Source organism: Lachnoanaerobaculum sp. MSX33 (assembly GCF_000512995.1).
Taxonomy (GTDB): domain Bacteria; phylum Bacillota; class Clostridia; order Lachnospirales; family Lachnospiraceae; genus Lachnoanaerobaculum.
On record NZ_AZXX01000099.1, the window covers coordinates 33,966 to 56,578 of the forward strand.

General features: G+C 34.4%; 27 protein-coding genes and 1 pseudogene. 5 read left to right on the plus strand and 23 right to left on the minus strand.

Features of this window, described 5'->3' with window-relative positions; translation table 11 throughout:
- Both HMPREF1495_RS12980 and HMPREF1495_RS12985 read right to left on the minus strand, forming a co-directional pair.
- Positions 1 to 1,056, minus strand: a complete 1,056-nt coding sequence (locus HMPREF1495_RS12980; protein ID WP_034215619.1) for an ABC transporter substrate-binding protein — start codon at positions 1,054 to 1,056, stop codon at positions 1 to 3.
- 142 nt (positions 1,057 to 1,198) lie between these two features.
- On the minus strand, positions 1,199 to 2,014 hold the full coding sequence (locus HMPREF1495_RS12985; RefSeq protein WP_034215621.1) for an endo alpha-1,4 polygalactosaminidase: 816 nt from the start codon (positions 2,012 to 2,014) through the stop codon (positions 1,199 to 1,201).
- Positions 2,015 to 2,181: 167 nt separating this feature from the next.
- Between HMPREF1495_RS12985 and HMPREF1495_RS12990 the strand changes: the two genes are divergently transcribed.
- Both HMPREF1495_RS12990 and HMPREF1495_RS12995 read left to right on the plus strand, forming a co-directional pair.
- Positions 2,182 to 2,688, plus strand: a complete 507-nt coding sequence (locus HMPREF1495_RS12990; RefSeq protein WP_034215623.1) for a hypothetical protein — start codon at positions 2,182 to 2,184, stop codon at positions 2,686 to 2,688.
- A 9-nt stretch (positions 2,689 to 2,697) separates the two neighbouring features.
- Complete coding sequence (locus HMPREF1495_RS12995; RefSeq protein ID WP_007591857.1) at positions 2,698 to 2,895, plus strand: helix-turn-helix transcriptional regulator; 198 nt, start codon at positions 2,698 to 2,700, stop codon at positions 2,893 to 2,895.
- A 79-nt stretch (positions 2,896 to 2,974) separates the two neighbouring features.
- Here the strand turns inward: HMPREF1495_RS12995 and HMPREF1495_RS13000 are convergent, their stop codons facing one another.
- The 4 genes and pseudogenes from HMPREF1495_RS13000 to HMPREF1495_RS13010 all read right to left on the minus strand — a co-directional run.
- Entirely contained in the window at positions 2,975 to 3,217 is a 243-nt protein-coding gene (locus tag HMPREF1495_RS13000; protein WP_034215629.1) for a hypothetical protein, read from the minus strand.
- A gap of 9 nt (positions 3,218 to 3,226) precedes the next feature.
- Positions 3,227 to 3,430, minus strand: coding sequence for an ATP-binding protein (locus HMPREF1495_RS14170; protein WP_242832920.1), 204 nt, complete (start codon positions 3,428 to 3,430; stop codon positions 3,227 to 3,229).
- Positions 3,421 to 4,449: a sensor histidine kinase gene (locus HMPREF1495_RS13005; RefSeq protein ID WP_242832921.1), complete on the minus strand. Its 1,029-nt coding sequence runs from the start codon at positions 4,447 to 4,449 to the stop codon at positions 3,421 to 3,423. Before HMPREF1495_RS13005 ends, HMPREF1495_RS14170 begins: the two co-directional genes overlap by 10 nt.
- Positions 4,446 to 4,784, minus strand: a pseudogene (locus HMPREF1495_RS13010) (winged helix-turn-helix domain-containing protein); the annotation flags it as partial. The gene HMPREF1495_RS13005 and the pseudogene HMPREF1495_RS13010, both read right to left, overlap by 4 nt.
- A gap of 23 nt (positions 4,785 to 4,807) precedes the next feature.
- Here HMPREF1495_RS13010 and HMPREF1495_RS13015 point away from each other — a divergent pair.
- Positions 4,808 to 5,356, plus strand: a complete 549-nt coding sequence (locus tag HMPREF1495_RS13015) for an ABC transporter permease (protein WP_242832922.1) — start codon at positions 4,808 to 4,810, stop codon at positions 5,354 to 5,356.
- Between the two features lie 98 nt (positions 5,357 to 5,454).
- Here HMPREF1495_RS13015 and HMPREF1495_RS13020 read toward each other — a convergent pair whose 3' ends face one another.
- Positions 5,455 to 5,877, minus strand: a complete 423-nt coding sequence (locus HMPREF1495_RS13020; RefSeq protein ID WP_009662820.1) for a type II toxin-antitoxin system VapC family toxin — start codon at positions 5,875 to 5,877, stop codon at positions 5,455 to 5,457.
- Positions 5,852 to 6,151, minus strand: coding sequence for a type II toxin-antitoxin system RelB/DinJ family antitoxin (locus tag HMPREF1495_RS13025; protein WP_034215631.1), 300 nt, complete (start codon positions 6,149 to 6,151; stop codon positions 5,852 to 5,854). The genes HMPREF1495_RS13020 and HMPREF1495_RS13025 overlap by 26 nt, the downstream gene beginning before the upstream one ends.
- A 152-nt stretch (positions 6,152 to 6,303) precedes the next feature.
- On the opposite strand from HMPREF1495_RS13025, the gene HMPREF1495_RS13030 reads away from it, so the two are divergent.
- Positions 6,304 to 6,498, plus strand: coding sequence for a type II toxin-antitoxin system HicB family antitoxin (locus HMPREF1495_RS13030; RefSeq protein WP_034215633.1), 195 nt, complete (start codon positions 6,304 to 6,306; stop codon positions 6,496 to 6,498).
- A gap of 100 nt (positions 6,499 to 6,598) precedes the next feature.
- Here the strand turns inward: HMPREF1495_RS13030 and HMPREF1495_RS13035 are convergent, their stop codons facing one another.
- The 12 genes from HMPREF1495_RS13035 to HMPREF1495_RS13090 form a co-directional block, all read right to left on the minus strand.
- Positions 6,599 to 7,129, minus strand: a complete 531-nt coding sequence (locus HMPREF1495_RS13035; protein WP_034215635.1) for a GNAT family N-acetyltransferase — start codon at positions 7,127 to 7,129, stop codon at positions 6,599 to 6,601.
- A gap of 138 nt (positions 7,130 to 7,267) precedes the next feature.
- Entirely contained in the window at positions 7,268 to 8,260 is a 993-nt protein-coding gene (locus tag HMPREF1495_RS13040) for an SIR2 family NAD-dependent protein deacylase (RefSeq protein ID WP_034215636.1), read from the minus strand.
- A gap of 35 nt (positions 8,261 to 8,295) precedes the next feature.
- Positions 8,296 to 8,916, minus strand: coding sequence for an NUDIX hydrolase N-terminal domain-containing protein (locus HMPREF1495_RS13045; protein WP_034215637.1), 621 nt, complete (start codon positions 8,914 to 8,916; stop codon positions 8,296 to 8,298).
- Positions 8,880 to 9,704: a protein-ADP-ribose hydrolase gene (locus HMPREF1495_RS13050; RefSeq protein ID WP_034215638.1), complete on the minus strand. Its 825-nt coding sequence runs from the start codon at positions 9,702 to 9,704 to the stop codon at positions 8,880 to 8,882. Before HMPREF1495_RS13050 ends, HMPREF1495_RS13045 begins: the two co-directional genes overlap by 37 nt.
- A gap of 12 nt (positions 9,705 to 9,716) precedes the next feature.
- Positions 9,717 to 10,514 carry an ABC transporter ATP-binding protein gene (locus HMPREF1495_RS13055; protein ID WP_034215639.1) on the minus strand — a complete coding sequence of 266 codons (798 nt, stop codon included), beginning with the start codon at positions 10,512 to 10,514 and terminating at the stop codon, positions 9,717 to 9,719.
- A gap of 13 nt (positions 10,515 to 10,527) precedes the next feature.
- Positions 10,528 to 12,066 carry an ABC transporter permease/substrate-binding protein gene (locus HMPREF1495_RS13060; RefSeq protein WP_034215640.1) on the minus strand — a complete coding sequence of 513 codons (1,539 nt, stop codon included), beginning with the start codon at positions 12,064 to 12,066 and terminating at the stop codon, positions 10,528 to 10,530.
- Positions 12,067 to 12,083: 17 nt separating this feature from the next.
- Entirely contained in the window at positions 12,084 to 12,845 is a 762-nt protein-coding gene (locus HMPREF1495_RS13065) for a nuclear transport factor 2 family protein (protein ID WP_034215733.1), read from the minus strand.
- Positions 12,846 to 12,953: 108 nt separating this feature from the next.
- Entirely contained in the window at positions 12,954 to 13,385 is a 432-nt protein-coding gene (locus HMPREF1495_RS13070) for an Rrf2 family transcriptional regulator (RefSeq protein WP_034215641.1), read from the minus strand.
- Between the two features lie 100 nt (positions 13,386 to 13,485).
- A complete protein-coding gene (locus tag HMPREF1495_RS13075; RefSeq protein WP_034215642.1) occupies positions 13,486 to 14,541 on the minus strand; it encodes a DMT family transporter in 1,056 nt (351 codons plus the stop codon).
- A 4-nt stretch (positions 14,542 to 14,545) separates the two neighbouring features.
- Positions 14,546 to 15,877 (minus strand): putative ABC transporter permease, encoded by a 1,332-nt coding sequence (locus HMPREF1495_RS13080; RefSeq protein WP_034215643.1) that lies wholly within the window; start codon positions 15,875 to 15,877, stop codon positions 14,546 to 14,548.
- A gap of 7 nt (positions 15,878 to 15,884) precedes the next feature.
- Positions 15,885 to 16,508: a methylated-DNA--[protein]-cysteine S-methyltransferase gene (locus tag HMPREF1495_RS13085; RefSeq protein WP_034215644.1), complete on the minus strand. Its 624-nt coding sequence runs from the start codon at positions 16,506 to 16,508 to the stop codon at positions 15,885 to 15,887.
- A 9-nt stretch (positions 16,509 to 16,517) separates the two neighbouring features.
- On the minus strand, positions 16,518 to 17,210 hold the full coding sequence (locus HMPREF1495_RS13090) for a DNA alkylation repair protein (protein WP_034215645.1): 693 nt from the start codon (positions 17,208 to 17,210) through the stop codon (positions 16,518 to 16,520).
- A 113-nt stretch (positions 17,211 to 17,323) separates the two neighbouring features.
- On the opposite strand from HMPREF1495_RS13090, the gene msrAB reads away from it, so the two are divergent.
- Entirely contained in the window at positions 17,324 to 18,454 is a 1,131-nt protein-coding gene (gene msrAB / locus HMPREF1495_RS13095; protein WP_034215647.1) for a bifunctional peptide-methionine (S)-S-oxide reductase MsrA/peptide-methionine (R)-S-oxide reductase MsrB, read from the plus strand.
- A gap of 73 nt (positions 18,455 to 18,527) precedes the next feature.
- On the opposite strand, the gene HMPREF1495_RS13100 is transcribed toward msrAB, so the two are convergent.
- From HMPREF1495_RS13100 to HMPREF1495_RS13715, 3 genes are all read right to left on the minus strand, one after another.
- Positions 18,528 to 19,127: a DMP19 family protein gene (locus HMPREF1495_RS13100; protein WP_034215648.1), complete on the minus strand. Its 600-nt coding sequence runs from the start codon at positions 19,125 to 19,127 to the stop codon at positions 18,528 to 18,530.
- A 115-nt stretch (positions 19,128 to 19,242) separates the two neighbouring features.
- The gene (locus HMPREF1495_RS13105; protein ID WP_034215650.1) at positions 19,243 to 20,451 is read right to left on the minus strand and encodes an FprA family A-type flavoprotein; all 1,209 of its coding nucleotides are present in this window, start codon (positions 20,449 to 20,451) and stop codon (positions 19,243 to 19,245) included.
- Positions 20,452 to 20,463: 12 nt separating this feature from the next.
- On the minus strand, positions 20,464 to 22,374 hold the full coding sequence (locus HMPREF1495_RS13715) for an acyl-CoA dehydrogenase family protein (protein ID WP_084544535.1): 1,911 nt from the start codon (positions 22,372 to 22,374) through the stop codon (positions 20,464 to 20,466).
- Positions 22,375 to 22,613 lie beyond the last annotated feature (239 nt).

Genomic DNA, 22,613 nt, shown 5'->3' on the forward strand with positions numbered 1-22,613 from the left:
TTATTTGAATTTATCAGGATAGAATTCATTTGCCATAAGCTTTACGGCATTTGCAGAACCTGCAGAACCCTGCATATCCGAGCAGCATGCACTATATATTCTTCCTTCTTTTACTGCACGAAGATTTTTTGTAAACTCATTTGTCTCAAGGAACTTCTTCTTTGCCTCAGTATCATGATCATAGTCAAGTATAAGAATCACATCCGGATCTCTTGCAACAACCTCTTCCCATGAAGGAGTTGCCCATCCCTTATCAATATCATTAAAGATTGAAATACCGCCTGCAAGCTTAATCATATCTCCCGGTATTCCTTGACAAGCTGTAAAAGGTGCATCCTCACCCGAGTCATATACAAACACTGAAACAGGATTTTTATAAACATCCTCACCAAGCGTATTCTTTACTTCTTCAATAGTGTCTTTCATGGTCTGAACTCTTTGCTCGGCAACATCACTTACTCCAAAGATATGTCCCAGAGTATCATAGTCCTTATATACATCTTCCATAGTTGCCTTATCTGAACATGAATATGGGAAGTAAGGAATAATATTATTCTTTAGGCACCAGTCTACAGAGAAATTGTCATCTGAGAAAAGAGAATCCCATCCTATCATAAAATCCGCATTTAAACTTAGGATTTGCTCCTTAGATGCCTTATTAAGGTTTTGTCCGTCAGGTAGAATCTTATTTAATTTATCTCTTGCCGGAAAATCATTTACCGTATCAAGGCAGGCACCTCTTGTATAACCTGCTATATGATCTTCAAGCCCTAAATCCAGGAAAAAATCAACCATCTGATCACCGTCTGCTACCACCCTCTTTGGTGCTGAGGTAAACGTCTCTTCCATATTTTGTCCGGCTCCCGATCTTTCGAGGTTTAAAGTGATGGTATATGGCTCATATTCTTTTTGCTCAGAGTCATTGTCAACCTTTTGTACATCCTTATTTACCGTGTACTGATCACCTTTAGAACCTACAACTCTTTTTTGATTGCTACATCCTGCCAATGCAAGTAATGATATGCCGATTCCGACAAATAATGCTGTTTTTTTCATTTTTCTCCCTTCAAGTAAATCCGTTTTGTATACAAAAATAAAATTTGTAACAATTAGATATTCTAGCATTATTATAAATAAAGTCAATATATGATTCTAGGTTTTTATGCAATGTGCCTATACCCCTTTGGGTATTATTATCTTATCTTAATTCCATACTTTTCGCATTATAAAATTGAAATCTGTTTTTGCTGCAAAAGCTTTCAATGTCTTTTAACAGACTTTTATTTGCGCCGTACTCTAAAAGAAAAACTTGAATGTGCTGTGCTTTTACTCTTTCCAAGTATCTGATAAAGTACTCTCTTTCTTCCATGCTCTTTTCAGTATATGTTTTATGTTCAAAATCAATATCTGTAAATACACATTCCTGATTGACTCCATCAAACATTTCCTTTGCAATTTTTTTATCAATACATTTGCTTACAAATGTATCTCCGCCGTTTATTATAGTATCAAGATTATACTTCCCAATTCCATTCAGTATTGAACAAAGTCCGTCAAATATTTTCTCTTCGGGAAACTGATAGTACACATCACAGTTATCTATAAAAAATCCGTCAAAGCCTTTATCTGCTATATTTTTCCCAAGCTCATTTACTATAAGATTTTGCCATTCCTTATCAGAGACATCCATCCAGTACTCATCTTCCCAGTTCTCATATGTACCAAGTGTTTTATCTTTATACTCCTCATAGTATGGGCGATAGTTTTCCAAAGAACCTATATTAAGATATGCATATGTTTTTTTATTCTTCTCATGTAGCTTCTTTATATCATCTTTATTAAATCCGGTAGGTTCAAGTACAAGTACTTTGTAATTATTAAGTTTCATTCCATCTTCTTTGCTGATGCCTATAAATACACCGTAATATTTATCATGTATAAAATCGGATTTGGCAAAAGCAAAAAGAACAATACCGCAGATTACAGCCACGACGATAACCATGAATTTTTTCATAGGAAAACTCCTCTTTCTATAGTTGATACATCCTATTTATATCAATTATAAATATTTAAATCAAGTATATAGTCTTACATAAAGTAAAATATACTTGACATAATGTAATTATATAGTTATATTGATGATGTAAAACATATATGACATTTTGTCTGAAAGGAGTTTTTATGGAATATATTATGATTGCTTTATTTTTTGTAGGTGTATTTGGAGTTTTGGCTTTTAATTCAAAAAAGTCGAAAGAAGAATATGATGAAAGACAGTTGGCTGTCAGAGGACGCGGTTATACTTATGCCTACTTTACCGTAATGATACTTTCAATTTTACATGTATTCACAAAAGATACTCTATCATTACCTGTTTCAAATGATCTTATAAGTGTTATAATACTTTTTATATCAGGTATTGTGCTGAATACTTATATTATTTTTAATGACGCCTGCGGCAGTTATAAGAAGAATAATTATATAAAGCAATTTATCACCTATATCATTATATTTTTATTAAATGACTACTACTTAATAAGGTCTGTATCAGATCACACATTGTTTAAAGACGGAGTATTACAGTTTAGAGAAGGCATAAATCTTATTGCAGCTGTTGCTATTATTATCTTAGCTTTAAACTTGGTAATAAAACTGGTGATAGACAAATGTAAAAAAGATGAGGAATAAGGGGTAACTATGAAAAACCTTAAATTAAAATCCGCCAGGGCCGCTAAAGACCTGTCCCAACAGCAGCTTGCAGATCTGGTAGGTGTCAGCCGCCAAACAATAAATGCTATAGAAAAGGGAGACTACAATCCCACAATTCGCCTATGTCTATCTATCTGTCGCGCACTTGATAAGACTTTGGATGAATTGTTCTGGGAAGAAGAATAAGAGGGTGCTTGCCCTCTTATTTTTCAACCTACTTCTTTGCCGAACTTAGATAATGTAATCTTTTTATACATATCTCACCTTAAAACTCGGATAAGTCGATTTCATCCGATGTAATTCCGTCTTTAATATTTTCAACTGCTGTATCCATCATATGTAATGTATTCTCGGAAATTCTGAAAGGCTCTCTAAGTTCACGAGGTTCAAGCAGTATTGTTCCGTCTTCTTTCTCTTTCACATGGTAGTACTCAAACTTACATCCTCTTAAAGTAATTCTTTTCTTTGAATCTAACTTTGCGTCATATTCTCTTACATTTGTATTCATAAGTTCCTCCTATTTTATCTCCATCCTGCAAACAAATCCTGTATTCTCACCGTTAGTAAATCTCACCTTCCATCTATGAAATGCTGCTACCTTCTTAACTATCTTTAGTCCAAGTCCATGTTTTCCAACGTTTTTGGTCTTGGCATATGCATTTTGATTCAGTCTTTGTAAAATTTCAGCCGGTACTCCGCTTCCGCCATCTCCTATCTCCAAAACATTTTTTTATCTTCTTTATATATATTTATATAGATGCTGCATCCTTCAGGATTGTGACGAAAAGTATTATTTAAAAGATTTATTACGGCTCTTTCAAACAGTTCTTCATTTAATGAAACTTCATATTTTTGCAACTCATCATCTATGTTCAGTTCAAAATCATACTTGGACTGTGCATCAATATCAAGTGAATTTATCATATTACTTACAATCTTTCTGATAAGTGTACTTAAACAAACCTTGCTTTTTTCAAATCTTTTTGTACCGAAGTCGAGCTTACTTGTAATATTTAAATTCTCTACCAATGCTCTGATACGAAGTCCCTGACTTTCAATAATCTCGGACTTTCTTTTTATTTCATCCATACTGCTTTCTTTTGGAATCATTTGTGCATTACCTAAAATAACGGCAAGTGGTGTTCTGATATCATGAGAAACTCCGGCAATCCACTCTACCCTTTCTTCCTCTATTCTTCTTTGCCTTGCTTTGTACATCCTTATCGAAACAAATATAAACAAAATTATGTTAAAAATAAATAATACAGGAGTTATTTCCAGGAATGTCAAAACATTATTTGCATCGTATTCCAAAGTATATTTCCATATATCCGCATTCAGCTTTCCGACTATAAGCAATCTGTCTTCACTGACTATATAAGTACGTACAGGATAGTCATCCAGATAATACCTTGTAAACTTGGCCACATCCTGTAAAGTATACTTTGATTTTTTCAAAGATTCAGGCATATTTTCAGACCATAAAATATTTCCGTTATTGTCAAGTAAAAATGCAAATTCATTGTTCTTTTGTAACTGTGTGCTTTCTTCATCACTTAAAACATACTCACCGCTATTGTATGATAAGCTGTCCATTATTTCACTTGCATCCGTATAGTTTATATCTGAGCTTTTGTACATCACCGCCATGCAGATTATGAAATCCACAAACAATATGGCTACGGCAAAAACAAGTACCCATAGTATAAATTGTAATCTTCTCTCCAAGCTTTTTCTCATATCTTCTCCATCTTATATCCCAAACCTCTAACCGTCTTTAGAAAAATCGGTTTTGAAGGATCTTTTTCAATCTTTTCTCTCAAATGGCACATATGTACAATTAAGGAATTTTCAAGTCCGAAGCTTCCGTCCGGCCAAAGCTCTTCACAAAGCATATCTGTAGTTACTATCCTACCTCTATTTCTATAAAGAATTGAAAATAATGTAAGTTCTTTGGCTGTCAAGGTTATGACATCTCCATTCTTTTTTACAATACCTCCCTCTATAGAAACTCTGCTTTCACCTAAAACAATATCTGATGTATTTTCATCAAGTGAATAACATCTTCTAATGGACACAGGAATCATTATTTTTAGGTATGTTTTTCCTCTCACCTTTAATTGCCATACTTGCAAGCCTTGATTTTCGTATGGAACATCTTGGAACCAACTGGAATATAATGCTTACATCAAGCTCACGCTTCAAAGTATTAAAGGACAAGTGGCTTACTGTAGCTGTCACTTCAACTATTTGTATGATATGGATTGCATTTATCTATGTTGTTTCAGGAAAGCTTATCGGGATTACCGGAAGCATACCGAAAGAATTCTATTTAAGAATCCTTGCAAGTATACTTTGTATAATTGCTATTTCAAGTTTTCAGTGTATGCTTTCACTGATAATACCTTCATTTGCAATACCTGTAGGACTTTCCTTCCTTGGAAATATTTTAGGACTTCTCCTCACAATAAAGGGATTTTTCTATGCAACACCTTTTTCAATGCTTATATACTCTATGGGCAGCACAAATATAACCGGTGAAATAAATCTACCTGTTGTAATAATAACTTGTATGCTTTATATTTTCATTTCTTTTGCCATAGGATTGCTTTATCTAAATAGAACTGATATAAAAACGGGGAGGTAAAGGAATATTTAACAAAAATACAGCCTTGATACTTATTAAAATTAAGGCTGTATTTTATTTTTTTATTCAAAATAACAAACATAAAACAAAAGACTATTCTATTTGAATATTCGGTAAAATTCATCCGGTGTTACTGCCGGAACTTCCGAATTTTCAAAGTCTCTAATATTACAAGTAATAATATAGTCCGCTCCGATATCCTTTGCACATTTATCTTGTAGGCAATCTTCAAAATCTGAAAAAGAATCATTTTCTATTGCAGAAAGAATTTCTGATTGTGTGGCAGATGCAACTGTAAAAATCTCACATAAATCTTTTAAGCTCTGTCTTCTTTTACAATCATCCCATTTTCTAAGCACATACCAAATTGTAGGTAATGTATGAAAGGCAATATACCCAATACATTCTCCTGTTGCACATAATCTAACAATATCACAAGATTGTTGACCGTATATTGCATCTCTATTTGTCAAATAATTTAAGAGAACATTTGTATCAATCAACAATACCATACTTTTCATTCATTGCCTCCTCTCTTTCTCTATTAAAATCAATTTCTTGTTTATTTTCTCTTCTTATTGCCTCTAATCTTTCAAATGCTTCTATTTTTCTGTTATTATTATTATTGCTTTGATCTGCTAAAGGGGCTTTTATAATAAAAGGAATACTTCTCTCTCTCAATGCAGTTCTTGTAAATGTCTCATAAAAAGTTTGCTTAGTCTGACCCATTTCATCAAGCATATTTCCTAACTCTTCATAAATTGAATCTTCCAGTCTAATACTTATAGTCTTCATAGATTTCTCCTTTTCTTATTTTGACTCAATTATCTCATTATTTGAATCAAATAGCAAGCTATACATTTCAAATCATCAAAAATAATATTGCATATATTTTGTGTTGTTCAATCAACTTTAATAATATACAATATAGACTAGGAGGGACTTATATGAATAATACTATTATGTATAAAGGATATATAGGAAGCGTCGAATTTTCTGAAGAAGACTGTATTTTCTTTGGAAAAGTTCTAGGTATAAGATCATTGATTTCTTATGAGGGTGAAAATGTTAAAGAACTTTTAGATGATTTTCATGTTGCTGTTGATGACTATCTTGATATCTGTAAGGCAGAGGAAATTTAAATAATTCTCATGCTGCCAAGATAAACATATAAAATGTCCCCACATCAGATTTTTTATCCGGTGTGGCGTTATACTCTTTTATCTATTATTGTTATTGTATCTATTTCTCTCTTAAATCGAGATACATCAAATCTGCATCTATATATTCGCCGTTTATTTTTGAAAAAGCAGGCATCCGGCCAATTTTTACAAATCCGAACTTTTCGTAGAGGCTGATTGCTCGAAAATTATCACTCCTTGTATCAAGGTTAATTATTTCTACTTCATTGTCTTTTGCAAAGGAAATACATTTTTCTAAAAGTGCACTTCCAATTCCGCTTCCCCATTCCGATTTAGCAACACTTATAGCAAAGTTTGCTCTATGACTCATCCTGCGCTTCATACCGCTTATACTTGCACATCCGACTATATCATCATTTTTCCATGCAAAATACATCACAGACCTCGGATCTGAATTAATTCTTTTGATAAACTCTTTCTCTACCTCAAGTGTATCTCCTATCCCTTCTTTACCGAAGCTTAGATTATCGGTTTGTGCACCTACAAGCTTTGTATATTCAATCAGCTTAGCTGCATCTTCAGGTTTTGCTTCTTTTATTATTATGTTTGCTTCAGGTGTAAATATACTCATTTTTTCTCTACTCCTTCATTTAGGTAAACTTTAATATTTAAAAACCGACCAATCTAAAATCAATTAGAACATCCTTTTATTATGTCACTAATATTGTATATTATTCGTGACATAATTCCAATACACGCCTTAGAACTATTACTTTTCTTTAATCTGTGACAGAATTTCCCCAATATCCCCGTCAATACATATACTTCTGTCATTTATCTTCTCAGGGCAGAAGGCTTCTCCATAATTTAAACAGGCATATATCGCCTTTTTATTGTCATATGTCATCTGCCAAAAAGGATATTTTATAATAACAGGAGTATTTGCTCCTACTCCAAGTTCCAAAAAGAGTATATGCAGGTTTTCATGTCTTCTTATAAAATCAGCATAATTACTTGAAGCATTATGCCAGCCTTTATCCTCTACGAAAGTATCATCAGCTCGAAGATTTGTAGTCACATCATCACCGCTTGGAGTCTTCGGTATAAGGTCAGTAGGTATTTCCATAAGAATCTCTCGATCATTAGGTACTATAAATGCACCGCTCTCATCTTGAATAAATCCCTGTGCTTTTAAGGCTTTTTCTACCCACTCCTTATTATCAAAGGTAAATTTACAATCCGGATTTGTACTTTGAAAAAGTCCGTAATCACCCTGAGTGTAGAAAAGTCTTTTCTTATCAAATCCTGCTCTTTGGAAATGATGGTCTACATTTGTCGTAATTACAAAATAGTCCTTATCCTTAACCAAGTCAAGTAAATCCTTATACACATGTTTTGGAGCATCAACATATCTGTTAAAATAAATATGCCTTGCCCACCATGCCCAAAATATCTCTTTCTTCGGAAAAGGATAAAAACATCCTGAATATATATCTTTTATACCGAAAGCCTTTCCAAAATCAAAGAAATACTTATCAAATCTTTCACCTGTGTATGTAAGGCCTGCAGATGTGGAGAGGCCTGCACCGGCTCCAATCAAAATGGCATCACAACTTCTAATTTCATCCTTTAATCTTTGTAACTGTTCTTCTCTGTTTGCATTTGCATACATAACTCTGCCCTTAAAATACTGCATGGCAGCCATTCCTTTTCTGATAGACTCTCTGTAACCGTCAGATATTTTAAAAAAGTCCATATCCATAGTTCTGCTCCTTTCTGTGAATTTTCTAAAAATAATTAATCCAATAATGTTTTCCAATTATCTGATTTATAAGCCTCAAAACACATTTTGATTTGTTCTACAGTATTTTTCTCTGTTGCCAGTTCAGGTAATTCTGATATTGAAAAATAACCATATTCTGTCGTTTCATTATTCTTTTCAAATTTACCACCAATTACAGAACATTGGACAAAAATTTTACATATTCCATAGGCATAGACGGGTAGATTATGTTTTGATCTGTCTTGAATCGCTATTACTTTTTCTGTGATAACATCAAATCCTGATTCTTCCTTAACCTCTTTTACTACATTTTCGCCTACTGATACATTCACATCCACCCATCCTCCGGGTAAAGACCATTTGCCATCATTTTCATGTACAAGAAGAATTTTTTCATCTTTAAAAATGGCGGCTCTGGTGTCAAGTTTTGGTGTCTGATAACCACTTTCATTGCAGAAAAGATTTTTAACTTTCATATTTGGAATATCCGTCATAAATGAAACTATTTCTGCAGAAATATCTCTGATTCTCTGATATCTTTCTTTATCGTATATATCTTTACAATAACTAAGACCTATCTGTGCCAAACTCTGTAATTCTATTGCCCATTGTAACCAACATTCTTTTTTATCCATAGTTCCCTCTCGTAATATTTCTTATCTTCATCCTTAAATACATTAAATATTACAAGGTCTATTTTACCTTGATTTTCTTTTAACCATTCTCTTACAGTTGCTACTGCAATTTCGGCTGCTCTTTTATTCGGAAAATGAAATACTCCGGTAGATATACAGCAAAATGCCACGCTTCTCAATCCGTTTTCAACGCAAAGATCTAAAGTGTTTTTATAACAGTTTTTAAGATCTTCCTCATTCCTTTTATTAAGTCCCCCTTGTACAATAGGGCCGACTATATGAACAATCTTTTTTGCAGGAAGATTATAAGCATCTGTGAGCATAGGAATTGCTGTAGGTTGTTCATAATCTCTGCCATAACGAATCCTTAGCCGGTTCATTTTTTTGTTACATTCATTTCTAAGCTCCACACCGGCAAATGTATGTATACAATTATCAATACAGGTATGCATGGGAATAAGGCAACCGAGCATCTGTGAGTTTGCAGCATTAACTATTGCATCCACCTTCAGCCTTGTAATATCTCCCTGCCATATAGAAATACAATCTTCCACTTTATCTATATCGGAAAGATTTACTATACCTTTTTTATTTATAGCTTCTCTAAGATATTCATCTTGTATTTTTAATACCTCAGTATTCATTTCCCTTGGCATTTTGATATTCATAAGAGAACGCAGTATTCTTTTCTTCCCATCTGTATCAACAGGTACTTTTAAGTTCTTATACTCTACGGAATCTTCTTTAAAAGCCTCTATAAGATAATCAAGTCTTTCATTTTGATTCATACTTACCTCCCATTATGAAACTATATTTGCACAACAATACTCGCATTCCATAAGTCTCTCATCAGGTAAGCTGCAAGCCCTTCTTTGTTTTTCTACAAGTTTTTTAACAAAATCTGTAGCCGGATTTCGTACTATATCACATGGTTTTGCATACTGCTCTATCTCACCCTTATCCATAACCAAAACTTTTGTTCCAAGCTTTAATGCTTCCTCAATATCATGTGTAACAAATAATATTGTAATACCTGTTTTCTTATGCAAAGATTTCAACTCATTTTGTAGCTGTTCTCTGGTAATAGCATCTACAGCTCCAAACGGCTCATCCATAAGCAATATATCCGGAGATGCCGCCAATGCTCTTGCAATTCCTACTCTCTGTTGCTGACCGCCTGATAGTTCAGATGGATATCTGTCTTTCATAGATGAGTCCAGACCTATTACTTCCATCCATTTATCCACTGCCTTTTTAGTCTTTTCTTTGTCATTTTTATTCCAAAGTCTTGGGACATAGGAAATATTTTCTTCTACAGTCATATTGGGAAATAATACACTTCCCTGAATAGCATATCCTATACTTCTTCTAAGATTGATCATATCAATATTTTTAATATTTTCTCCATTCACGAAAATATCTCCAAATGTCGGTTCATAGAGTCCGTTTATCATCTTTAGTGCTGTAGTTTTTCCACAGCCTGAAGAACCGACTATAGTTACAAACTCACCCTTTTCTACTTGTAAATTCAAATCCGGAATAATTACCGTATCTCCATAACTTTTTCTTATATGTGAAAATTCAATAGCTATTGACATGAGCTACCCCTTTCTATTCTAAAAGCCCCTTTTCTACTAAAAATTCCTTTGCAACATTTTTAGGTTCTTTCTTTTCAGTCTCAACCTCATAATTCATTCTTTGTATATCAGATTCACTTATTAGTCTGTCAAACTTTTGTAATGCTTCATTAAGCTGTGGATATTCTTTTAATACATCTTCTCTTACTACCATTCCTGCCTGATAAGAAGGATACATTGCTTTATCATCCTCCAGCAATACCACATCAGCCTGTGCCAGCTGTCCATCTGTAGTATTTACAGGCATTATATCTATCTTACCGCTGTTGATAGCTTGATATTTTAATCCCATATCCATATCACTTGTTGAAGCAAATTTAAGATCATATGTTTTGCATAACATGTCAAATCCGTCCTGACGCTCAAAGAAATCATATTCCGCACCGAGAATTAACTGCCCGTTTAATTTTTGTAAATCCGAGTATGTTTTTATATTGTTTTCTTCTGCAATATATTTTTTTATAGCAATACCATAAGTATTGTTAAAACCAAACATTACATCCCATGTAAGTCCAAGCTCTTCCCGGTACTCTTTTTGTAAATCATCAAATTGTTCTTCACTGTATTGTCCTGTATGTTTTAATACCATATTCCATCCTGTTCCGGTATATTCAGGATAGAGATCAAATTCTCCACTCTCCATAGCCGGCTCAATATTTGATGTTCCTCCACCCACTCCTTGAGTAATATCAACAGTTAGATTTGTATCTTTCTCTATATAAAGTTTCAACATTTCTCCCAGAATATATTGTTCTGTCATAGGTTTGGTTGCAAGATGAATTACATTCTTATTTTTTCTAGGTATAAGTCCTGCAATAACTACACAAGCAATTAAAACCACTGCTGTTACAGCCATTAATTTATTCTGCTTTCTTGCTTCTTTACCATGCTTCATCATTCTTTTTTCAATGAATCCCAATATAAAATCTACAGTCAACGCCAAAATAGCAATCAATAAGCTTCCTGTTACAGTCATTGCCGCATTATTGGTTGTAATACCTCTGCAAATAGCTACTCCAAGTCCACCTGCTCCTATAAATGAGGCAATACCTGTAAGTGCAATAGTCATAGTGACCATGCTTCTGATACCTGATACTATGACCGGCATAGCAAGAGGTATTTGTACTCTAAGAAGTATTTGCTTTTTTGTACTTCCCATTCCTTTAGCCGCTTCTAAAATACCTGCATCTACATTTATCATTCCTGTATAAGTATTTCTTACCATCGGAAGCAGTGCATATATAGTTAAAGCAATGATGGCTGTTACATTACCTATTCCTGAAAACGGTATTAAAAAACCGAGCATTGAAATAGATGGAATCGTATATAAAAAATTGATAGCTCCCAGTGTAAGCTTCGCACTTTTTTGATATTCGCTGATGGCAATTCCAACTATACCACCCAAAACTATTGCAATTAAAACCGCAATGATTGAAATTTCAATGTGTTGTATAAAAAGTTTTCCAAAAAAATCCCATTTTGTACTTACTAATATTCCTATTTCCTTTAACATTACTACTCCTGTAAAAACTAAAACTTACCTGAATTTGTTAATTCATCCCTTGAAGGTACTATTTCTCTATTATCCCAGTGTTCCACTATTTTCCCACCTTTTAATCTGAATAAATCAAATATTGCATATGCTTTTCCATCAACTATTACTTGAGAATATACAACTACATGATCACCTTCTCCGATAACTTTAAAAACAAAATCATAATATATTCCGAACTTTTTGACAGCTTCTTTAAAGTCTGTATTTTCTTGCTGTATCCACTGACTGTGCTCAACAATATCCTTTGATACATAGTCATGATATTTATCCAATTCCTTATTCTGCAATACCTCAGTAAGAAATAATCTTATTAACTTCTTATTGCTGTCAGTTTTTTCTAAATCTTTTACACAAAACTCACCCAAAATCGGATCTTCATTAACAATACTTTCAGGATAAGCGTCTATAACATCCCAATGCTCCACTATTTTTCCTGCTTCATTTGCTCTGAAAACATCCATAGTTATCCATTTTACACTACCGTCATTTAAGTTTTGTAAAACATGCAGGAAAACATAATCTCCATCTTCTATTGCACGAACTATTTGTATCTCTCTCTTCGGATTTCTTTTAAAGAAGTCCAAGAAAAATGCTCTAAATCCTTCTTTTCCTTCTCCCACTCCTGTACTGTGCTGTGTATAGCTCTCCCCCATATAATTTGATAATACTTCATCAATTTCTCCATCCTGTATACCTCTTATATATAAGTTCTTAGCATTATTAATTTTATTTGACATAACTTTTACCTCATAATTTTTATTAATATTTATCATGGGTGTAATATAAATCATTACATCAAACTTGTCAATACTATAATTTAAAAAAGATGCCGTTATAAGCATCTTTCAGTCTGAAATCTCTTTTATACCCTTTTCAATATCCAAAAGAGTATAGCTTTTCATCTTGTTTTCCATCGCTTCCTGTATTTCACCAAGCTTACTGTCCAATATACCATGTATATTTTTTCCTACAGGGCAAGCAGGATTCGGCTCCTCATGGAAATGAAACAGTCCCTCTTCTTTAACTGCTTCAACCGCTTTATAAATATCATAAAATGTTATCTCAGACGGATCTTTTAAAATCTCTATACCTCCGGTTCCTCTGACTACATTTATAAGTCCGGCTTTCTTTAACTGAGAAAGAATATTTCTGATAATTACCGGATTTGACCTTATACTGCCTGACAGAAAGTCACTGGTTATCTTCTCTTTATCTTTAAAATATTCTACACATGCGAAAATATGTAATGCTATTGTAAATCTGCTTGATATCTGCATTTGTATACTCCTTTTTTAATAAAATAATATAGCCTATTTAATGTAATGTCAATGTTTACATTAAATATAAATCTACACACTGTTTACATTAAATATAAATCTACACACCCGTCTCATGCATTCTCTTATGCTCCACACTGTTTATATAATCATCATGACTGTGAGAATGCTTTTCTTCTGAAACCAAATGAGAGTGAGTATGCTCATGTTTAATTACATGCTTATGTGTTGAGCCGTTATGTGTATGAACAATCGTATGTATATGGTAATGAATATGATTTTTTAACATCGTATCATATACAACAATCACGCTTCCTATTATCATAAATATAAGTCCGAAAAAATAAACTTCTGTCAGCCTGTCACCGTCTACCACAAATGATAAGAAGGTACCTATAAAAGGAGCTATGGCATAGTATGCACTGGTTTTGGCCGCACCCAAATCTCTCTGTGCTCTGATATATAAAAATATACTAAGTCCATATGCCACAAACCCAAGCAACATTGAAGTCAAAATATATTTTATATCAGGTATCCTCTCCCCAAGTATTATTGCAATTATAAATGAACCTGTACCTGAAAATATCCCTTTTAATATCACAATCTCATAAGTACTCTTATCCGAAATCATTCTTGTGCAATTGTTTTCAAGTCCCCAACAACATGTTGCAAGTATTACAAACAATGAGCCCAAGGAAAATTTAAAACTTCCGCTTCCTTCAAATGAAAGAACTATGCTTGATAATGTAATAAATCCTATGGCAAGCCACAGCCTTGATGTTACAACCTCTTTGAATATCAAAAGAGCGATAAGTGTGGTCGCCACGATTTCAAAATTTCCAAGTAATGATGCATTTGAAGCCGAACCTATATTTATTCCGATCATTAAAAATATAGGTGCCAAAATATCAAGAACAATCATACCTACAGTATATGGCAAGTCTGTCTTTGACAGCTTTTCAATATTCTTCTCTCTTTTTGAATTAAGCAGATACATTATACCTACACCGATTCCGGCTCCCATATACAAAAATGAAGCCATAAATGTCGGTGTGACATTTTTCAAAAGTACTTTAGAAAAAGGAGTATTTATCGCATAGAATGTTGCCGCAAGTAATGCCATTATTACAGCCATACTTTTTTTGCTCTTATTCATATATCTACTCCTCCAAAAAATTCATATTCGGCCAAAGCTTTCTTACCGTTTCATTCGGATACTCATTGTCTATAAACTGCTCTATTACATTCCTTGCTTCAGGGTGTTTTTTTCTGTCCGTAGTCCTTATCATTACCATTGAAGTAACCGTTCCGTTGCAGATAAAAAACAGTGCTATAAATACAGCAAGTACCGAGCCTGTGACAGGTGGAATTTTCTCTATAAACTTTGAAAATGGAGGGTATATAAATTTAAACCATACCAAAGCCACTATGCCCCAAAAGAACATAAACAAAAGATTTGTTCTCCCGTCAATATTAAAAGGCATATATGAATAGTCCCAAAACTTCATACCAAAGAATACTTCAGTAAACACGGAGCATAGATATTCAAATACTCCTCCAAATAAGAAACCTGATATAAATATAGACAGATTATTCTGCCTTTTTACTTTTGAAAGTGCTAAGGTAAGTATTACCGCACCAAGTCCCCACACAAGGCTGAAAGGTCCGAGTACAAAGCTTGAGCGTCTCATAAGTTCATGGCCTACAATAAGCACATATATGGTTTCTACGATATCTCCGATAAGCGAGGATATAAACAGTACCCAAATAAGTTTAGCGGCATTTATTCCTCTTGCAAATATAATTCCCTGTTCTTCCAGTAATTTATCCGCATCTGAAATACCTTTATTGCTGTCTTCAAAATCATCTGATAAAAGACTTGGGTAAATCTTATAAATTCTCTTCCAGATATTTTTTGAAATCCATTCTCCGAAAGTATTTTTTCTCTTGGCTATATTGCTATCCATACTTTGCATAGGGTATTTTCTGACAAAAATATATGTAAACACAATATCCGAAATCAGAAGCAGTAAAAGAACAATGGCAATTATATTTACTATTATTCTTGGAATCAGCGATACCAAAGAAAATATAATAGGCTGTAAAGTTTTTAAACAGGTAAAACATACAGCTATTATAATAATCGCATTTATTAAACTAATCTTCAGGTTCTTACCATATCCCAACCTTTCAGGACTTATTTCCTTTTTTAAAAGAAGCCTTTGTGAGAAAAAAAGTCCCAGCTTATCCAGTATAAAATAATCTATAAAAGCCATCATAAGCATTCCGTAATAGCTGACATTTTTTCCTGATGATACTATGATCATCAAAGTCATAATCAAGGCAGGACATATAAGAATCGGAATATTTAAAACACCTGTATTTATATACTTTTGTTCTTTTAAACTGTATATAACCGTATTCAGTACCCAAGCCAAAAGCCCATATATAAAGAAATATATAATTAAGTCCGCACCTCCAAATAACTTCATAAGACTCCTATTCTAAACCATACTTTGATAAATCTACTTTATTATCTTTAACTTCTATTCCCTCAGCCTCTAAAAGCTTTCTCTGTTCGCCCATTCCTCCAAAGGCAAATTCAGGTGCAAGCTCACCTTTTGAATTTACCACACGAAAGCAAGGGATATTGTCAGGATCCGGGTTTTTATGAAGAGCATTTCCTACCGCTCTTGACATCTTTTTATTTCCGGCCATCTCTGCCACCTTGCCATAGGTTGCAACCTTGCCTTCCGGTATCCTCTTTACAGCCTCATATATTCTTTTTGTAGGTGAATCCGTTACCAAATCATAGCTTTCAGCAATCATCCTCTTTATATCATCTTCCTTTATACTGCCGTCAAGTATTATTGTATTCCAATGTTCCTTATTCTGATGATACCCGGGAATGACTGAAGCATATGTATTTCTCCAAAAGTCTCTCCACGCAGGGTCAACTTTTACATTTAAATTTATAAAACTATCTTTTTCATAAATACAAAGAAAGGCCTTCTTACTGTCATTTACTCTAATCAGCTGCCAATCCGCCTTTCTAAAAGGTTTATCCAAATATGTATTTTCAAATCCCAGCCCGAAACTACAGGCCTCTTCTCTTGTCCTCAATAAAACACCTTATCCCTTCTTTACCTTCAGTTCTCTTAGATAAGTTTTTCTCTCCGTACTTATTCTATAACTTTCTACAGCCTTTTGTATAGCCTTATTATGGGTCCATATATCAAGGCTCCTTTTTTCAATAAAGGGAAGTACACTCTCATAGCGCTTTGCCAGTGCCGTTGCAAAATACCAGGCAATCATCATATTTACATAGTATTCATCTGACCTTATATTTGAAACTGTCTCGAGGTAACTTATATCAAAATCCTCATCCAAGAAATGTTCCATAAGCATACCGATACCGAATCTAACAGTATATACTTTATCAGATTCCAGCCATTCTTTTATATATGCAATCAACTCCTTATGATGTTTTTTAAATACTTTCGGTGAGAGTTGGTCACAAGTTGCCCAGTTATCTATATATGGTAAAAATCCATTCACTTTATCAACACAGCTCTTAAAATCTTTTATTTCAGATACAATAAATGCATGGAGCTGATTCTCATCAAAATATTTATGTGGTAATGAATGTAAAAATTCTTCAATATCTTCTCTTTTGGCAAGTTGCTTGGCATACTTTCTAAGTTCAGGTGTTCTTACCCCTATAAAAAGACTCTTATCAACCGTAGGTATCAACTTACTGTTAAAATCTCTATAAGCAATATCCTGCATTTTAAATAATTCATTTCTTATTTCATCCAAAATCATACCCGACTCCTTTTAAAAGTTTTACCTATCCTTTACCTTGTAAGTCGTATTATAATCTATATCATTACCAAATCCAATATAGTGGAAGTCAAATATAATAGAAAGGAACAAAAATGAATAAAAACAAATTACTTTTGATAATACCGGTACTTTTAGTAGTAACAGTTGTATATGTTTTTGCCATGTATTTTAAAAACAAAGATAAGACTCTTGCAAATAACGATACAACCGAAATTACAGTTAATGATAATAATACTGTAGATTCAGTAAAACTGAAAGAAATCTATCTTGCAGGAGGATGTTTTTGGGGACTGGAAGCATATATGCAAAAGATTAAAGGTGTTGAGGATGCCGTAAGCGGATATGCAAACGGTAAAACCGATAATCCAAGCTATAAAGATCTACATACAAGCGGTCATGCCGAAACCGTAAAAGTTGTATACAATCCTGATATGGTAAGCCTTGAAGAACTGCTCGAATATTATCTTCGTGTAGTAGACCCTGTAAGTATTAATAAACAAGGTAATGATACAGGTGCTCAGTATAGAACCGGGGTTTATTATACCAATAATTCGGAAAAAACTATAATAGAAAAAGTTTTAGCAAATGAACAAAATAAGTATGATAAGCCTATAGCAATAGAAGTACTCCCTCTACAACAATTCTTTATTGCCGAAGATTATCATCAAGACTATCTTGCTAAAAATCCGGGTGGATACTGCCATATAGATCTGTCTCTTGCAGACAAACCGCTTTCTGATAAAGATATATCAAAAAGCAATGAACCTGAAATAGATGCTTCAAAATATCCAAGACCTTCAAATGATGAACTGAAAAAGAAACTTACCGATAAACAATATCAAGTTGCTGTTAACAGCGATACAGAAAGACCTTTTTCAAATGAATATTGGAATAATTTTGAAAAAGGAATCTATGTAGATATTACAACAAAAGAACCTCTATTTTTGTCTACAGATAAGTTTGAATCAGGCTGTGGGTGGCCCAGTTTTTCAAAGCCTATAAATAAAGAAGTGGTAGAGTACAATGAAGACCACAGCTTTAATATGAACAGAACAGAGGTAAGAAGCCGGAGCGGTGATACACATTTAGGTCATGTTTTTGATGACGGTCCTAAAGAATCAGGCGGCAAAAGATACTGTATCAACAGTGCATCTCTTGAATTTATTCCATATGAAAAAATGGATGAACGAGGATATGGATACTTAAAATATCTGCTTGAATAATATATTTTTAAAGGCTGAGAATACATGTAAAAATGATCTCAGCCTTATCTTTACTTATATATTATCCATACTGTTAGACTATCTTATTATAATATCCCTCAAATACAAACTTATCAGGATGCTCCTTTATATATTTCATTTCAAATGTGTAGTCATAGTCATACAAATCATATACCACACTGTCGGCCTTATCCAAAAGTTCTTCAAAGTCTTCACTCATTTTATCCATAGCATTCCACCTCTCTTCTCTGTCAAATGGAATATTTCCCCCAAATAAATCTACAACCTTTTTAAAGTTATCAGCCAACTCTTCCATTCCGAACTCCTTAAGTCCGTTTAGGGCATCTTCCCATACTATTCCTGTGGAGTTGTCAAAAAACTGAAAATGTCCTCCGTTATTTACTTCCATAAAATACCATGATATTGCATTAAGATATCTTTGCTCCAATGTAAAATCCTTGGCGGAATTTAAGTACTCCTCATATGAACTGTAAATATCTACAGTCCAATATATAGGATCCAAAATATCCCAAAATTCATCCGCTTTTTCAATATCCTCTACAGTTATTTTTGCATAAGTTTTTCCGACTCTATCTTTATCAAGTTCCTTCTCACTGTTATGCACAGTTGTAGCATTCTCTTTATTATCATCAAAGTTGTTAGACGATTTCATACTACTCCTCCAAAAATATTTTATTACTTGGTCATATTCTTAAACCAAAAATTCTTTTTGTCAATATAAAAAGGTCGGAGAATACTCCCCGACCCGAAATTATAATTATATTAAATTATTTTTTATTAAATGAAGCAACAAGAGCGTCTACCAATGCATCCATATCACTTTCATTGTTCTCTCTGTATGAAGATGTTATATTCACTTCATCATCCAAAATCTCCATATGCTTCATCTCTTCAAGCTCCGCCTTCATAAGATTACCTGAATTTGGTGCCCATGAGCCGTTTTCAACTATGGCACATGTTCTCTTTTGCAGATTGAGAGCCTTAAGATCCATAAGGAAGTTGTGCATCGGAGGGAATATTCCAAGATTATATGTCACAGATGCAAGCACCAAATGGCTATATCTAAACAAATCCGATATAAGATAGCTCATATGTGTACTTGAAACATCATAAAGTCTTGTCTTTGTAATACCTTTTTCGCATAACTTTCTTGCTAAAACTTCTGCAGCGGCCTCAGTATTTCCATACATAGAAGCATATACTATCATTATACCCTTCTCTTCAGGCTCATAGCTTGCCCAGTGCATATATTTGTCCAAGATATAAGGAATATCTTTTCTCCAAACCGGACCGTGAAGCGGGCAAATATACTTAATAGGCAGAGTAGAAGCCTTTTTTAATACCTGTAAAACCTGCGGACCATACTTTCCTACTATATTTGTATAGTATCTTCTGGCATCATCAAGCCATTCTCTATCAAACTCTACTTCATCTGCAAAGAGCTTTCCATCAAGTGCTCTGAATGAACCGAAGGCATCCGCTGAGAAAAGTACACCGTTTGTAGTATCAAAACTGACCATTGCCTCAGGCCAATGTACCATCGGAGCCTTTACAAATGCAAGCGTATGTTTTCCGAAACATCTGCTGTCGCCTTCTGTAACCTCATCCACCTGCTCCGGTCTGATATTGAAGCCGAACTGGCGAAGTATCATAGCCGCCTTCTCAGTTGTAATTATCTTTACATTAGGCCAACGAAGTAAAATCTCAGGAATAGAAGCCGCATGGTCAGGCTCTACATGGTTTATAAGAAGAAAATCTAAGCCTCTGTCTCCCAAAACACCTTCTACATTATCAAGAAACTGCCTTCCGACCGACCAGTCTGCCGTATCTACCAGAACCGTTTTTTCATCCATAAGAAGATATGCATTATAAGATACTCCATGATATATAGGATGAATATTTTCAAAAAGACTTAATCTATGGTCATCTCCACCTACCCAATACAAATCATCTGTAACTTTACGGTAATTATACATACTCTCCTCCTCTTATACTTCAATCTCTATGAAATTGTCTGCAGCTTCACCACAGTGTGGACATACCCATTCCTTCGGAAGGTCTTTAAACTCCGTTCCCGGTCTTACATCTCCCTCTTCATCTCCCAGAAGTACATCATATTCATATCCGCAACCGTTACACAGATAGAGCTTTCTTGAAGGTGTATGCTTCTTAGCTACAGCTCTCTTGATTTTCTTCATTGGTGGCGCGGGTTTCTTCTCACCTGTATCAAGTGCTTTTGTAAGCGCAGGTAATATCTCATTTACATCACCGACTATACCGTAATCACAATTTTTAAAGATTCTTGCATTAGGGTCTTTATTAATTGCAACTATTGTAGAAGCATTCTTGATACCTTTTAAATGCTGTAATGCACCCGAGATACCACAGGCAATATAAAGATTTCCTTTAAACTTTTGGCCTGACATACCGACATATCTGTCAAGCGGTAAATATCCAAGAGTCTCCGCTACAGGTCTTGAAGAACCTATTGCGGCACCGGCAGCCTTGGCTAAATCCTCTACAAGCTTCATATTCTCTTTTGAACCTATGCCCTGTCCTGCACTGACAACTCTTTCTGCAGCTACGATAGGTGTATCCATAGGAATACCGACACTGAAGTCATATCCGTCCTTTTTAAGATTTGATACAAGTACATCAATTTTTTCTTTTAATGAACCTTCTCCTATGATCATTCTCTTTCTCTCACCGGTCTCAGGTCCCTTTGTTTTCTTAACGGCGGCAGTTTCACCTCTTGATATCTTACCTAATATATGAGCGGCTATTACAACTCTTTGTATCTCATTTGTTCCTTCATATATAGGAGTAATTCTGGCATCTCGATACATTCTTTCTACAGGCATTCCCTTAAGATATCCGTTTCCGCCGAAAATCTGAAGGGCTTCTGAAGTTATCTCAAGTGCAACATCGGATGCATACTGCTTTGCCATAGCCGATTCCATTCCGTACGGAGCATGAGCTTCTTTAAGTTCCGCAGCGGAATATACAAGCATTCTTGCACATCTGAGCTTTGTTGCCATATCCGCAATCTTAAATGCAATTGCCTGCTGTGCGGCTATCGGCTTTCCAAACTGCTCTCTTTCCTTACTGTATTCAACAGCTTCTTCAAAAGCTCCCTGTGCAATACCAAGTGCCTGAGCTGCAATTCCAATTCTACCGCCGTCAAGTGTAGCCATTGCAATCTTAAATCCCTGACCTTCTTTTCCAAGTAAATTAACCTTTGGAACCTTTACATTGTTAAAGTTAAGCTCACAGGTCGCAGATGATCTGATTCCGAGCTTGTCATAGTGATCACCGAATGTAAATCCTTCCATACCCTTTTCCACTATAAGTGCTGAGATACCTCTTGTACCTATATTTGGTGTGGTAAGTGCAAAGATTACATAAACATCGGCTTCACCACCGTTTGTGATAAATATCTTGTTTCCGTTTAAGAGATAATATTCTCCCATATCCTCAGCGGTAGTTTCCGTGCCTCCCGCATCTGATCCGGCATTCGGTTCCGTAAGTCCGAAAGCTCCAAGAAGCTCACCGCTGCAAAGCCCCGGTAAATATTTCTTTTTTTGCTCTTCATTACCGAAAGCCGCTATAGGATAAGTACCTAATGAAGTATGAGCTGAAAGTATAACACCTACACCGCCGTCAACTCTTGAAAGCTCTTCTACCGCTATGGCATAGCTTATAACATCAAGACCTGCTCCACCATATTTCTTTTCATATGGCAGTCCCATAATGCCAAGCTTTCCCATGTTCTTCACGATTTGAGTCGGAAATTCGCTCTTTACATCAAGACTGAAAGCTACAGGCTTTATTTCTCTCTCTGCAAACTCACGAACCTTCTCTCTAAGCAACTCATGTTCCTTTGTTGTTTGATAAGACATACATTTCCTCCACTTATATTGTTGTATCGACATAAAGTCGATATTTTGAGCTGTATATTACAACTCCGACACATTATAGAAAACTTACTATAATGTAATAAACACATATCTGATTATATGTATTTTTAAAAAGTTTACTCTTATAGTAAAGTATAAAACATTATATATAATAGTCAATATACTTTACCAATAAAGTATAAATTCGGGGTAATGCACAATAAAAGGCTATAGAACTGTTC